Annotated in this window: 12 protein-coding genes; 4 read left to right on the forward strand and 8 right to left on the reverse strand. The window is 38.7% G+C overall.

Going from position 1 to position 13,742, the window contains the following annotated elements; all coding sequences use genetic code 11:
* Positions 1–12 precede the first annotated feature (12 nt).
* The 8 genes from CVT00_RS02940 to CVT00_RS02965 form a co-directional block, all read right to left on the reverse strand.
* Positions 13–732: a fumarate reductase iron-sulfur subunit gene (locus CVT00_RS02940; protein WP_004317555.1), complete on the reverse strand. Its 720-nt coding sequence runs from the start codon at positions 730–732 to the stop codon at positions 13–15.
* Positions 725–2,743, reverse strand: a complete 2,019-nt coding sequence (locus CVT00_RS02945; RefSeq protein ID WP_103644086.1) for a fumarate reductase flavoprotein subunit — start codon at positions 2,741–2,743, stop codon at positions 725–727. The genes CVT00_RS02940 and CVT00_RS02945 overlap by 8 nt, the downstream gene beginning before the upstream one ends.
* Positions 2,744–2,757: 14 nt before the next feature.
* Positions 2,758–3,456, reverse strand: a complete 699-nt coding sequence (locus CVT00_RS02950) for a fumarate reductase cytochrome b subunit (protein WP_035142502.1) — start codon at positions 3,454–3,456, stop codon at positions 2,758–2,760.
* A 119-nt stretch (positions 3,457–3,575) separates the two neighbouring features.
* Positions 3,576–4,391: a prolipoprotein diacylglyceryl transferase gene (gene lgt / locus CVT00_RS02955; RefSeq protein ID WP_107915888.1), complete on the reverse strand. Its 816-nt coding sequence runs from the start codon at positions 4,389–4,391 to the stop codon at positions 3,576–3,578.
* Positions 4,392–4,439: 48 nt separating this feature from the next.
* Positions 4,440–5,069 (reverse strand): restriction endonuclease subunit S, encoded by a 630-nt coding sequence (locus CVT00_RS10170; protein ID WP_230853791.1) that lies wholly within the window; start codon positions 5,067–5,069, stop codon positions 4,440–4,442.
* 109 nt (positions 5,070–5,178) lie between these two features.
* Positions 5,179–7,146 carry an N-6 DNA methylase gene (locus tag CVT00_RS10175; protein ID WP_230853792.1) on the reverse strand — a complete coding sequence of 656 codons (1,968 nt, stop codon included), beginning with the start codon at positions 7,144–7,146 and terminating at the stop codon, positions 5,179–5,181.
* A gap of 312 nt (positions 7,147–7,458) precedes the next feature.
* A complete protein-coding gene (locus tag CVT00_RS10180; protein WP_103557949.1) occupies positions 7,459–8,292 on the reverse strand; it encodes a type I restriction enzyme HsdR N-terminal domain-containing protein in 834 nt (277 codons plus the stop codon).
* A gap of 48 nt (positions 8,293–8,340) precedes the next feature.
* Entirely contained in the window at positions 8,341–8,976 is a 636-nt protein-coding gene (locus CVT00_RS02965; protein ID WP_103557950.1) for an IMPACT family protein, read from the reverse strand.
* A gap of 126 nt (positions 8,977–9,102) precedes the next feature.
* Between CVT00_RS02965 and galU the strand changes: the two genes are divergently transcribed.
* Genes galU through CVT00_RS02985 form a run of 4 tightly spaced genes read left to right on the forward strand, consistent with a single transcriptional unit; the run spans position 9,103 to position 13,340 of the window.
* Positions 9,103–9,924 carry a UTP--glucose-1-phosphate uridylyltransferase GalU gene (gene galU / locus CVT00_RS02970; RefSeq protein ID WP_103557951.1) on the forward strand — a complete coding sequence of 274 codons (822 nt, stop codon included), beginning with the start codon at positions 9,103–9,105 and terminating at the stop codon, positions 9,922–9,924.
* The gene (locus CVT00_RS02975; protein ID WP_107915884.1) at positions 9,921–11,141 is read left to right on the forward strand and encodes a glucose-6-phosphate isomerase; all 1,221 of its coding nucleotides are present in this window, start codon (positions 9,921–9,923) and stop codon (positions 11,139–11,141) included. The genes galU and CVT00_RS02975 overlap by 4 nt, the downstream gene beginning before the upstream one ends.
* 3 nt (positions 11,142–11,144) lie before the next feature.
* Positions 11,145–11,690 carry a DUF1287 domain-containing protein gene (locus CVT00_RS02980; RefSeq protein WP_107892285.1) on the forward strand — a complete coding sequence of 182 codons (546 nt, stop codon included), beginning with the start codon at positions 11,145–11,147 and terminating at the stop codon, positions 11,688–11,690.
* Positions 11,691–11,750: 60 nt separating this feature from the next.
* Entirely contained in the window at positions 11,751–13,340 is a 1,590-nt protein-coding gene (locus CVT00_RS02985; protein WP_103590755.1) for an ABC-F family ATP-binding cassette domain-containing protein, read from the forward strand.
* Positions 13,341–13,742: the final 402 nt, after the last annotated feature.

Raw genomic sequence — 13,742 nt, forward strand, 5'->3', positions numbered from 1 at the left:
ACAGCCCCTTTGCTACTTTATAGCAGCCATTTTTCTACGCATATAAGCTATGCGGCTTTGAAGTGGTAAGTGTTTTGGGCAGTTGTCTTCGCAACCAAGCAAAGTCATACAACCGAATACGCCATCATCATCGCCTATTAACTCGTAAAAGTCCTCGTCAGTTCTTTTATCAAGTGCGTCTATCTTAAATCTAGCAACCCTGTTTAGACCAACAGCGCCGATGAAATCAGGTCTCATGATAGCTGTTCCGCAAGATGCGACGCAAATTCCGCACTCTATACAGCGATCAAGCTCGAAAACTTCTTGAGCGACTTCTGGCTCAACTTTCTCTTCAAGCTTAGAGATATCTGTCTCATGATCTGTGTGTATCCAGCTCTCGACTCGCTTACTCATAGCGTTCATCCAGTTACCAGTATCTACGCTTAGATCTTTTAGTAGTTTAAAGACTGGCAAAGGCATAAGCTCTATGACACCGCTTTCAAAGTCTTTTGTTAAGGTTCTGCAAGCTAGGCTTGGCTTGCCATTTACTAGCATGCCACAACTACCGCAAATTCCCGCACGACAAACGAAGTCAAAGCTGAGATCTGGATCAAATTTCTCACGAATTTGATTTAACGCGATAAATAGCGTCATACCATCAGTCTCTTCAAGCTCATAAGTCGCAAAATGAGGCTTTGAAACTTTGCTTAAAGGATTGTATTTAAAAGCTTTTATGGTTATTTTTCTACTCATTTCCTATACCTGCTCTTTCATTTGGTGCTTTATATTTTGGTTGAAGGTCATAGTGCATCAAAGCCTCTTGAATTTCTTGTCTGCTCTTGCCTTCTGCTTGCATTTTCTCGCGAATTTCATCGACCTCTTTTTGACGGATAGCACTGTTTGGATGCTCGATGATATTTCCTTTTGCACCATAACCTCTAAATGCTGGCGGCATCTCCATCTTCATGATATCAAGTGGCTCATAAGTGATAGTTGGCAGAGTGTCGCCTTCTTTCCAGCTTGTAAGCGTTCTGTTTAGCCAGTTGAGGTCATCTCTTTTTGGATAGTCTTCACGGCAGTGAGCACCACGGCTCTCTGTTCTATCAAGCGCACCTTTCGCGATACAAAGCGCTAGTTTTAGCATCTTTGGCACGCGGTAAGCCTCTTCAAGCTCTGGGTTGCCAAATAGTGCTTTGTTGCTTACTTTTACATCAAGTGACTCTTTATAAAGTGCTTCAAGCTCTTTAACAGCAAGCTCTAGACCTTTGCCTGTTCTAAATATCGCAACGTGCTCCCACATTACCTCTTTCATCTTGTTTTTGATATCGAAGACGTTAAATTTACCCTCTTTTGTAACGAGGCTATTTAGATAGTCTTCTTGTTTTTTAACAAATTTCTCGATATCAGCTGTGTTTATCTCGATCTCGTGGCTAGCACAATAATCTGCAAAATAATCACCAACGATCATACCAGCGACAACTGTCTCAGAAACTGAGTTACCACCAAGGCGGTTAAAGCCGTGCATATCCCAGCAAGCAGCCTCACCAGCGCTAAATAGACCTGCTAGTGTTGGGCTCTCGCCAGTTGGTTTTGTCTTGATGCCGCCCATTGAGTAGTGCTGCATAGGTAGGATCGGTGCCCAGCCTTTGCCACGCTGATGTCCTGTCTCGTCAGTATATACTTCAGTGTCAGCAGGATCGATGCCGTTAAAAATTTCGCAAATTTCTTGAACGTCACGTAAATTTTTCTCAATGTGCTCGCGTCCAAGGATAGAGATATCAAGCCAAACGTGATAGCCATAAGGGCTAGGTACGCCTTTGCCTGCACGGATGTGCTCCATGATACGGCGGCTAACGACGTCACGGCTAGCTAGCTCTTTTTTCTCTGGTTCATAATCAGGCATAAAGCGGTATCCATCAACGTCACGTAAAATTCCGCCATCACCACGGCAACCTTCTGTTAAAAGAATACCAGATGGGACGATCGGAGTTGGGTGAAACTGAACAGCTTCCATGTTGCCAAGCTGAGCTACGCCAGTCTCAAGTGCGATCGCAGCGCCGATACCTTCACAAACAACAGCGTTTGTAGTGTGTTTATAAACTCTACCATAACCGCCAGTTGCTATAAGTGTGCCTTTTGAAACATAAGCTGTGATCTCGCCATTTACCAGGTCACGAACGATCGCGCCGTAACAGCGGTTATTTTGGTGTATCAAGGCGATCGCCTCTTTGCGGTCGTGAATTTCTACATTGTGTTTAAGCGCTTCGTTTGCAACAGCAAAAAGCATGGTGTGACCAGTTGCGTCAGCTGTGTAGCAAGTTCTCCATTTTTTTGTACCACCAAAGTCACGTGAATGGATAAGGCCATGAACCTCTTCTTTTTCAACGATAGTTGTTTTTTGAGCGTTGATGATAGCGCTTCTTTCGCCTTTTGTGATCCTAGTCCAAGGCACGCCCCAAGCTGCAAGCTCACGGATAGCTTTTGGAGCAGTTTGACAAAACATACGTGCAACTTGTTGATCACAACCCCAGTCGCTACCTTTTACCGTATCAGCAAAGTGTACATCTTCGTTATCACCTTCACTCATTTTAGAGTTACCAAGGCTTGCTTGCATGCCGCCTTGCGCAGCAGCAGAGTGAGAGCGTTTTACAGGGATGAGGCTCAAAACTACGGTGCTTAAGCCCTTTTCTCCAGCAGCCACAGCAGCTCTAAGACCAGCTAGACCGCCACCAATTACCAATGCGTCATAATATTTTACATTCATCTTCTAGCTCCTTTTTAATGGCTGATCCACACGAAATCGGCGATTAGCGCAATCACAGCAAGTATGCCATAAATGACAAATACAACTGTCTTTGCCTTATTTCTTTTGGCAAGCATTTCGTGTTTGTTTGCGCCATCAATACTTACCCACTTGACATATAAGCGGTACATGCCAACGCCAGCGTGAACAACCATGAAAACAAGTAGTGCGAAGTAGAAAATTTCTAGTTTGTGAAACGCAGCAGCTGACTTATCAGCTGTGATGTGACCACCAAAGATGATGTCGATTATGTGGGCGCTTGCTGCAAAAAATAGAGCAAAGCCTGTTAAAAACTGGAACCACCAAAGTGTGGTATCAAGGTGCTTCATGCGGTCTTTATGGCCTCTAAACATTAAATATTGTCTGTAATTTGCAGGAAATTTTCTCATGGCCAAGAAGGCGTGAGTAACAAAAACTACAAAGATAACAGCAGCTATAACATTTGTGATCCACCAAGTAGCCTCACCAAATAAAAATTTAGCCTCTGCAAATCCTACGACAGCGTTAAATGCGTCTTTGCCAAGTAGTATAGTAGAAGTAAAAACCATATGGCACAATATGAAACAGGCTAGAATAAATCCTGTAATACTTTGCCATCTATCCCAAGCGGCTGGAGTGCGGCTTTTTTTGCCGTCCGACCGTTTCCCCAAAAAACCTTCTATAAGCCCGGTCATGAGCCCTCCTAAGAAATTTGAAATAAGTTATCATTTCTTAATACTAATTTAAACATTAGCATTAATTGATAAAGCTAATGCTATCAGAACTTTACTTTAATAAATTTTAAATATTGACATTAAATTTTCGTAAAACTCTTATAAAGTTTAATATAGACAAAAATTCCCAACCCACACATAATAAGTGATAAAATTTGCCCCATCGATAGACCAAATATAATAAATCCAAGTCCAGAATCAGGCTCTCTGTAAAACTCGCAAATAAATCTTGCAAATGTGTATAAAATGGCATAAAGTGCTATGAGTTCGCCATTAAATTTCTTATATTTTCTATATAAAAATAAAATGACAAAAATAACTAAACCTTCTAAGAATGCCTCGTAAAGCTGGCTTGGATGTCTTGGCTGACCAAAGACGTTTATCGCCCAAGGCACATCTGTGACTCGTCCAAAAAGCTCTTGATTTAAGAAATTTCCTATCCTGCCAAAGGTGTAGCCAAAAGGTATGCAGATGGCGCAAAGATCAAGTAGCTGCCAAGCGTTTTGCTTATATTTTTTGCAAAATAAAATTGTCGCTAGCAAAAAGCCAACCACGGCGCCGTGATAGCTCATGCCGCGAATTCCTATAAACTCGCCGTTGTGAATCGGATTAAAAATTTGCCAAGGCTGCGTTAGATAGTAGCTTGCTTCACCTGAATATACTAAAACCCAGCCAAGTCTAGCGCCTAAAATGACACCTATCTCTACCCAAAAAAAGTAGTTATCCAAAAGCTGATTTGAGATAGGGATATCATCTTTTTTAACGAGATACTTTGCCATGGCAAGCGCTAAAACAAGGGCTAAAATATACATAAGCCCATACCAATGCACGCTAAAGCCAAAGAGGCTAAAGGCGACTGGGTTAAAGTGGTTATAAATGTCGTTCCAAATTTCCATAAAGTCTCACTTTATTTTTTTATGGATTTTATAATGTAAAGGCTTAAACTATAAATGTCTATTTAAAATTTCATTGTATTTACCTTGTAAATTTGTCAGCTTTTGTTCTCTTTGCAGAATTTCGCTTTCTAAATTTTCAAATTCGGTTACGATTTGCTTTTGGATTTCAATCGATGGAAATTTAGCTCCTAGGTCTTGATAAAATTTTATTGGGACTCGACGATGACCACTTGCTCCCGTCATACTTTTTGCCGCTTCATCTCTAACTATTTGTCTATTTAAAAATCCGAATAAAAATTTAGGTAAAATTTTACTTGCATCGCACCTTAAAACGTGAAATTCGCTACTTCCAAGTCCTATGCTGTTTGACAAACCGCTCGCCACGGCACACTTGCCGTTTTCCATACAAGGCGTTATTTTTGCGATTATTATGTCGTTTTCCGCAAAATACGTGTAACTACCCATCCTTACTTCCTTTAATGGCTTAGTTATTTTATTTTCTATATATCCGTTTTCGTTAACGCTTTGCATATCCACAAAAGATACTGGCAAGTCATTTGGTAAATTTCTAATTTCAGATTTTGAAGGGTTAAATACGACGCCAAAATTCCTTAACGGCTCATACCCCCCCCCATTTGTGTTAAAACTTATTCCGAATTTTGTAAAAATTTCGCTCATTTTAGCTTTTAGCTCGTCAATTTCCATTCTAATAGTTTTAAACTCATTATCTACTTTTTCGCATTCGGCTACGATTTTTTGAAACACTTTTTTATTTTCTTTATTATTACTAAAAGGAATACTTATGTTTTTTTAAATTTGTAGAATTTAGCCCGCCTTGTGCTGCACCGGTAATATTTTGTTTTAAAATTTGTTGACCCAACGGAGAATATAAAAAATAAAAAATATATTTCTGAGTAATTATATCGGCTGCTCGAAGTATGAAAATATGCTCATTTACCATAGCTTTTCTGTTATTCAGCTCATCTCTTAAAAGTGCAATTTTCCCAGTTAATGCTCCATCTTTACAAAGCAAAATATCATTTTGTTCTAATCTGCCTTTTTGATTATTTTCATAATACTCAATGCTTACAAATTTTGGATTTACCAAATTTATTATGCCGTTTGTATTATGGATATGCTCTCCACCAAGGCTTAACGCACCTTCATTTAAATTACCAACTCCACCATTTGGACGCGAGCCAGTTTCTATTGTATTAAGCAAAGTCCCAAGCTTCACCATCGGATACTTACTCATTATCTTTACTCTACTTTTCATGCTTAAATTTATCGCCTTATCGAAACTAGCACGGCGAAAATCTATGCAATCGCGTAAATTTACCAAATTCGCATATGGCTTTAAATTCTCATTAATTTGTTTCAATTTTCCGTCGAAAGCTTCTCGAATGATAAAATTTAATTTTTCGGGATTATCTAAAACCGCAGGATCATAAAGAGTGGTTTTGATAGAACTTATCTTCTTTATATTTTCTATCGTTTCGTCGTCATCACCACTAGCAGCTACATCCGTTATATACTTTATTCCTTCGTTGCCTTTGGCATTACTCCAATCATATCCCAGAAATTTTTTCTGTTCTTCGTTATCGTTTGGAGCTTTTATTATTAGCGTATTTTGATAATTTACAAGTTGGAAAATGCTAAATTTATCTATTTCGATACCTTTTATAAACTCGATCATCTTATTAGAAATTTGCTTTTCTTTTTCTTCTTTGCTTAAATTTTTCTTTTTAATTATACTTTTATATTCGCTTGAATTTTTAAAAGCTACTTCGTATTCACTAAAAATTTCATTTTCCAAAAGCACTTTTTGCGTTATAAATTTTTCGTATTTATCTTTGTCGTAGCCCATAAATTTGCAGTATTCGCCTAAATTTAGCCTGTCGTTATATTGCGCTAAAAAGCTTCTGTCGTTTATAACGCTAGCGGCGCGGTTTTTGGTATGAAGTAAGGCATTTGGCTCGTTTGCAAGGCGACGTAAAAACAAAATAACCGTATTCGTACCCGTTTTGCCGAATGTTTTATTTCCGAATTCACTAATGGCGATAATCTCGAAATTTCCTAACAAAATTTCGCGCGTTTTCTCGTAAATTTTACCGGTTTTATTTATAAGCGAGCTTGGCAAAATAATACCGCATACGCCGTCTTTAGCCATAATCTGCGCCGCTCGTTCAATAAAGAAACACTGAATATCGTCATTTGTTTCCAAATTGTTAGCTAATGCGCTAAGCTCGTACTTCTCATAATTATCATCATCTTTTAGCGTTGTCAAAAAGCCTTTTACCGAGTAAGGCGGATTTGCAATCAGAATGCTAAAACCTCCTTTATCGATATCTTTATGGTAAGCTAGCGCGTCTTGATCTATAATGTTTAAATCTTGCCCATACATAAAACTTGCAACCTTGCTTACTTTTCCCAAACGGCTTTCTTTTTCTACTCCATAAATATTTTTGTGATGACGCTTTAATTCGTCCGCATCTTTTATATAATGAGCTTTAATAAAGCTTGCGTATTCGTTTATAAAATGCCCCGCACCGCAAGCATAGTCAATTACTCTAACGTCTTCATTGTCTTTTAAAATTCGCTCTATCGGCAGGCTTTGAATAATAAATTTAACGATAGGAAGCGGAGTAAAAAACTGACCTTCGCTTTGCTTGATGCCTTGATCCAGAAAGCCCTCAAATAAATCGCCTAAAAATTGATTATGCTCGCTATTTGTTAGACGAATATTTTCAAACATTTCGACTACTTCGGTCAAAATTTTGACGTTTTTCTTAAAAAGCTCTTCATTATAAATTTCTACAAAAGCAAAGTCGTTATTTGTGTAAAATTTAAGCTCTCTAAAATATTTTTCTATCGTCTTTTTAGTCTCGTCGGGATCTTTTTTAAGAAATTTAAAAGCATCTTGAATTTGCTTGTCAGAGACGTATGCGATCTCTTTTTGCAAAAATTTCATCATGCCTTTTTGATAAAGTTGCTGGAGCCTATCGCTAAAAGCATAAATATCGTCATATCTTTTTCCGCGATAGTTAAATTTAAGCTCGTTTGGATTTTATAACTCATCAATAATCTTACAAAGAAATAAATTTAAGAGTTTGTCAAAAGCATTTTCTCGTCCACTAATGTTATGCTTTCGCATAATTGTCGCAAATTCATTATATTTACCGCCCACGTCGCTTAAAGTAATCTCCTGTAAGCTACGTAATGTTTTTTGATTTTGTTTTATGTTAAACGGCTTGCTATCAAATACGCCTACACTAAAGCCATCATACTCATAAGTATCTCGCCAAACTTGAAATTTTTCTATATTATTCGTAGCATTTTCATAGGTTTTATCGGTGTTTTTACTTATATTTTCATCATCGCTTAAATCTATCGCAAAGTACTCGTTTTTAGGTGTATTGCTATCAAAATCAGCCGTATAAAGAAGCAAAAACTTTGCAGATGTTTCTTGCTGATAATAGCTAAAAAGCTGACCGCCGTTTTCTCTCATTTTGGATAGCTCTTTTTTATACTCCATACCAAAAGTTTTGCATTCTATTATCATATATGTTGAGCCTTGATTGTCTTTTACAATAATGTCAGCTTTGCCGCTTTTCTGATCTCTGCCAAGTTTCCATTTGCGCTCTATCTCTAAATTTGAAGGTGTATAACCGCTAGTTAAAAGGCGATCTATACACTCTAAAACAACGAAATTTTCGGCATGATCGAAATTTGAGCTAGTTTTATCGCCACAAATAAGCTCTTTTGGATAGATAATTTTTTGAGATTTAAAATTTACTAGGATATTGTCGTTTTGATAATTTTTAGTAAAAATTTCACCATTTTCGTCTAACGTAAAATTTAGTTTTTGGAGAACTTCTCTTAAATTTTCTTTTGTTATCATTTTCTCTCTTTTTGCTTTAATTTTTGATATTTTACAATGATTTGGCTTTTAATAAATAAACAGCGCTTTGCTATCAAGTGGCAAGGCTAGAAATTTAAACTCGCTTGCTTCAAATTCTTTGCAAAATTTAAATAGCTCAGCAAACTCGGCCTCGTTTAAATTTACGCTCCATATCGCTCCAAGGTCATTAAATTCTCTTTCACACTCGCTTAAATTTTTAGTGGAAAAATAGTGCTCAAAACGGCTCATCAGCGAAAATGGGGTAAAAAATTTAACCTCATCTTTTATTTCAAATTTCATCACGCCACCATCTTTCATGGCTTCATTTATCGCTTCATTCACAGCCCCTGAGTAGGCTCTGACAAGTCCTCCAGTGCCAAGCTTTATCCCGCCAAAGTAGCGAACTATCAAGACAGCAACGTTTATAAGCTGGGCTCCTCTTAGCGCGTTTAGGCTTGGCTGGCCGCTAGTGCCCTTTGGCTCGCCATCATCGCTTTGATTTTCAACGATTTGTCCGTATTTGTTTAGCTCTCTTGTCGCCCAAACTACGTGAACAGCCTTAAAATGCTCCTCTTTTAGGCGCTCATGCAAGCTTTTAAACGAGCTTATCGGGCATAAAAATGCTAAGAAATTTGACTTTTTTATATCAAGCTGGGCTTTGAAAATCCTATCAATCGTCTGCAAATTTACTCTTTTTATAAAATTTTAAAAATCTTATCAATTTGCTAATTAAAGCCTTGTAAATTCAGACAAATTTATATTATTAAGGAAAAGATAGTAGAATTTTGCAATTTTTCACGAAGGACTAAAATGATACAAACTTGCCTATTTCCAGCGGCTGGATATGGAACGAGGTTTTTACCAGCTACAAAATCGCTCCCAAAAGAGATGCTACCGATCCTTACAAAACCGCTCATTCACTACGGCGTTGATGAGGCTCTTGAGGCTGGCATGGATAATATGGCCTTTGTCACAGGACGCGGAAAAAGGGCGCTTGAGGACTATTTTGATATCAGCTATGAGCTAGAAAAAGAGATTGCAGGCAGCCAAAAAGAGTCACTGCTTAGCGAAGTTAGAAATTTAATGAACTCATGCACATTCTCATTTACTAGACAAAATGCCATGAAAGGGCTTGGACACGCCATTTATACAGGCAAAACGCTAGTTCGAGATGAAGCATTTGGAGTCATTTTGGCAGATGATCTATGCATAAATGAAAACGGCGAGGGCGTGCTTTCGCAGATGGTTAAAATTTATGAAAAGTACCGCTGCAGCGTTGTTGCTGTGATGGAAGTGCCAAAAGAGCAGACCAAGTCTTATGGCGTCGTAAGTGGTAGGTTTATAGAAGATGATCTTATAATGGTTGATGATATGGTTGAAAAGCCCGATCCTGCCGAGGCTCCGACAAATTTAGCGATAATAGGACGCTACATCTTAACGCCAGATATTTTTAATATCTTAGAGCGAACAAAACCAGGCAAAAACGGCGAAATTCAGATCACAGACGCACTAAAAACGCAGGCAAAAGATGGCATGGTGCTAGCTTATAAATTTAAGGGCAAGAGGTTTGACTGCGGCAGCATCGATGGCTTTGTCGAGGCTACAAATTTCTTTTACGAGCGCAGTAAATGATAGAGACTTCGTTTAAATTTAACTTTGCAAGCAGCGAGGTCATCGACTCCTATGCCAAACGCATAAACGACGAGTACGAAAGCGGCGAGATAGGCTACTACCACTTGCCAGCTCTTGGGCAAAATTTACTTGGCGAGATCGAGGAGTATGAAAAGGGGCTAGCTCATATCAAAAATGTAGTACTTGTTGGCATTGGTGGCAGCAGTCTTGGCGCAAAGGCGCTAAAATCAATGCTTGAAGGCACAAAGGGGATAAAAAGAGAGCTTTTATTTTTAGATAACGTCGATCCTTGCAGCTACAAAAGCACGCTTGATGGGGTTAAATTTGACGAGACACTTTTTGTAATAAGCTCAAAATCAGGCAACACGATCGAGACGATCACTATTTTTAAGTGCTTGCTTGATGACTTTAAGCCTCAAAATTTAGGCAAAAATTTCCTCATAATAACTGATCCTGGGACAAATTTAGAAAATTTCGCCAAAGAAAATGGGATAAAATTTTTTAACATCCCAAAAAATGTTGGTGGGAGATTTAGCGTGCTAAGTGCGATCGGCCTTGTGCCTCTTGGTATCTGCGGCTACGATATAAAGGCACTTTTGGAGGGCGCGCTTGCTTGCAAAAAGCAATACATCGAGCAAAAAGATAGCTCAATAGTCGCTAAAGCCTACCACTACGCCACTAGCAGAAATGCCAGTATAAATGTCATTTTTAGCTATTGCGATAGATTTTTTGAATTTAACGACTGGTACGTGCAGCTTTGGGCGGAGAGCCTTGGTAAAAAAAGAGGCTATAAAAGGGTCGGACTTACGCCAGTTGGACTTGTTGGCAGCCGCGATCAGCACAGCTTTTTGCAGCTTATCATGGACGGTGTAAAAGATAAGAGCGTGACATTTATAAAGATAAAAGATCACGCAAGCGACAAGACTATCCCAAATTTAAGCCTAAAAGGGCTTGAAGAGTGCGATTTTGTAGCGGGTCTAAGCCTAAATGATCTTATAAATTTACAGTGCGACGCGACGGCAATGGCGCTGGTGCAAGAGGGCATAAGTGTCGATACGATCACGCTTGAGAGGCTTGATGAGTTTCACGCTGGCTGGCTTATTTTTTACTACGAGCTACTAACCTCGGCCACTGGTATCATGCTAGGCATCAACACCTACGATCAGCCAGGTGTTGAGATAGGAAAACGTATCTTAAAAACCATGCTTTTAAAGTAGAAAATGAAGAAATTTCTACTTTTAGCTCTTTTTGCCACGCAAATTTTTGCCTTTTCGGCGAGTAAATTTGTAAATGACGCTAGGTCGCAGATCGGCGTGACGATAAGTTACGATCCAAGCTACGAAAGGCTTGCTTACCCAATGGGCGACGTGGATATCAAAAAGGGCGTTTGCACCGACGTTGTAGTAAGGGCTTTGCGGCATCAAGATATGGATCTGCAAAGGCTCATTTTTGAAGATATGAGTAAAAATTTTTCAGTTTATCCTAAAAAATGGGGGCTTAAAAAGGCTGATAAAAACATCGATCACAGGCGTGTTTTAAACATCGCTACCTATCTAAAAAGAAAAGGTTTTGAGGTGAGTGATGATAAATTTTTACCAGGCGATATCGTCACTTGGATGCTACCAGGAAATTTACCTCACATCGGCGTGATCTCAGATAAATTTTATGCCAAAACGCCGCTTGTCATCCACAATATCGGCTCTGGTGTGCAAGAAGAAAACATACTTTATAGCTACAAGATCACTGGGCATTTTAGGCTAAAGTAGCAAATGGCTTTTTAATCAAATTTTAGGCAAAATCGCAAAAAATAAATTCAAGGAAAAATAATGTTAGAAGTTAGGGGACTTACTCAAAGATTTGCAAGCAGTTTGCTATTTGAGGATGTAAATTTAAAGCTAAATCGCCACAACAGATACGGACTAATCGGCGCAAATGGCGCTGGCAAATCGACATTTTTAAAAATTTTAAGCGGAGCTATCGAGCCAACTAGCGGCGAGATCATCATAGAAAATGGACTAAAGGTTGGCGTGCTTGGGCAAGATCAGTTTGCGTTTGAAAATTTCACTCTAAAAGATGCGGTGCTTTATGGTAACAAACGCCTATACGACGCTGTAAAAGAGAAAGAAAAGCTCTATATGAGCGAGGAATTTACAGATGAGATAAATGAGCGCTTAAGCGAACTTGAGATGATAAGCGCTGAAGAAGACCCAAGCTACGAGTACGAGACTAGGATAGAAAAAATCCTAAGCTCGCTTGGGCTAAATGAATTTGATAAGTTAATGAGCGAGGTTGAAAACTCAGATAAAGTTAAGGTTTTGCTGGCTCAAGTGCTATTTCCAAAGCCAGACATCTTGTTCTTAGACGAGCCGACAAACAACCTTGACATAGACGCGATCGCATGGCTAGAAAACGAGCTAAACCGCCATGAGGGCACACTTGTAGTTATTAGCCACGACAGGCACTTTTTAAATAGAGTTTGCACAAACATTTTGGATGTGGATTTTAAGAAAATTCGCGAGTTTTCAGGCAACTACGACGACTGGTACATGGCTGCAAATTTGATCGCAAAGCAGCACGAAATGGAGCGTGATAAGAAACTAAAAGAGAAAGAGGAGCTGGAGAAATTTATCGCGAGATTTTCAGCAAATGCGAGCAAGGCAAAGCAGGCGACTTCACGTGCAAAACAGCTTGAAAAGCTCGACATCGCCGAGATCGCAGTCTCAAGCAGACGTGATCCTAGCATTCTGTTTCGTGCAAACCGCGAGATAGGCAATGAGCTAATTGAGCTAAAGAACATTAGTAAGAAATTTGATGATAAAGTGATATTTGAAAATTTTAACTTTAAGCTCGAAAAGGGCGACAAACTAGCCATCATCGGCCACAACGGCGTTGGCAAAAGCACACTTTGTAAGATCATAATGGGAGAGATAAAACCTGATGCGGGCGAGGTGCATATAGGCGCGACCATTGAGCTAGGATATTTTGCGCAAGATACAGTAAATAAGATAGATGGAGAGCTAAAGCTTTATGAGTACTTGCAAGATGCCAAAAATAAGGACATCGACGAGATCAGAAAGTGCCTTGGCAGGATGCTCTTTAGCGGTGCCGAGCAAGAAAAAGCAGTTGGCGCACTAAGCGGTGGTGAAAAACACCGAGTAAGACTAGCTCAGCTCATGCTTCATAGACCAAATTTACTTGTCATGGACGAGCCAAACAACCACCTCGACCTTGAGGCTATTATCGCGCTTGGCGAGGCGTTTTACAACTTTAATGGCTCAGTCATCTGCGTAAGCCACGACAGGGAGCTGATAGACGCCTTTGCAAATAGAATTTTACATCTAAAAGGCAATGGCGAAGTCGTTGATTTTAAAGGCACATATGAAGAGTATAGAGCAAATTTAGGCCTTGAAGGCTAAATGCTACTTTGCCTCTAGGAAATTTCTAGGGGCAGCTTAAATTTATCCCCTTAAATTTACCATTCATAGCGAGTTTGTAAATTTAGATAGAACCGTAAATTTTAAATTTTCATCATATAAATGTGTCACGAAGTAATATTATAAAGAAAATATAACTTAAGATTACTATTTTACTATTTTGATAACTTTGAATTATATTAATATTTTATTCGATTACTTCTCAAAAATGGCTTTTAAACTTAAAGTGTAGGATAAAATCTGAGTTAATTTGACCCTTTTTATATAATAAAAAAGTGATATTATTAGTAATATAACAATTTAGACAAGCAAATTCCTAAAAATTAGCTTAAATATGAAATATAATTTTCTTTCAAAGAGCGCCATATCAAGTCAAAAACTTAA

Origin of the sequence: Campylobacter concisus, from assembly GCF_003048675.2 — a bacterium.
In the GTDB taxonomy this organism is placed as follows: Bacteria; Campylobacterota; Campylobacteria; order Campylobacterales; family Campylobacteraceae; genus Campylobacter_A; species Campylobacter_A concisus_F.

Bases quoted from the DNA above. Each gene is read 5' to 3' on its own strand.
- CVT00_RS02940 (WP_004317555.1), bottom strand. From the start codon at position 732: ATGAGTAGAAAAATAACCATAAAAGCTTTTAAATACAATCCTTTAAGC.
- CVT00_RS10170 (WP_230853791.1), bottom strand. From the start codon at position 5,069: ATGAGCGAAATTTTTACAAAATTCGGAATAAGTTTTAACACAAATGGG.
- lgt (WP_107915888.1), bottom strand. From the start codon at position 4,391: ATGGAAATTTGGAACGACATTTATAACCACTTTAACCCAGTCGCCTTT.
- CVT00_RS02945 (WP_103644086.1), bottom strand. From the start codon at position 2,743: ATGAATGTAAAATATTATGACGCATTGGTAATTGGTGGCGGTCTAGCT.
- CVT00_RS02985 (WP_103590755.1), top strand. From the start codon at position 11,751: ATGTTAGAAGTTAGGGGACTTACTCAAAGATTTGCAAGCAGTTTGCTA.
- galU (WP_103557951.1), top strand. From the start codon at position 9,103: ATGATACAAACTTGCCTATTTCCAGCGGCTGGATATGGAACGAGGTTT.
- CVT00_RS02975 (WP_107915884.1), top strand. From the start codon at position 9,921: ATGATAGAGACTTCGTTTAAATTTAACTTTGCAAGCAGCGAGGTCATC.
- CVT00_RS02950 (WP_035142502.1), bottom strand. From the start codon at position 3,456: ATGACCGGGCTTATAGAAGGTTTTTTGGGGAAACGGTCGGACGGCAAA.
- CVT00_RS10180 (WP_103557949.1), bottom strand. From the start codon at position 8,292: ATGATAACAAAAGAAAATTTAAGAGAAGTTCTCCAAAAACTAAATTTT.
- CVT00_RS10175 (WP_230853792.1), bottom strand. From the start codon at position 7,146: ATGTTTGAAAATATTCGTCTAACAAATAGCGAGCATAATCAATTTTTA.
- CVT00_RS02980 (WP_107892285.1), top strand. From the start codon at position 11,145: ATGAAGAAATTTCTACTTTTAGCTCTTTTTGCCACGCAAATTTTTGCC.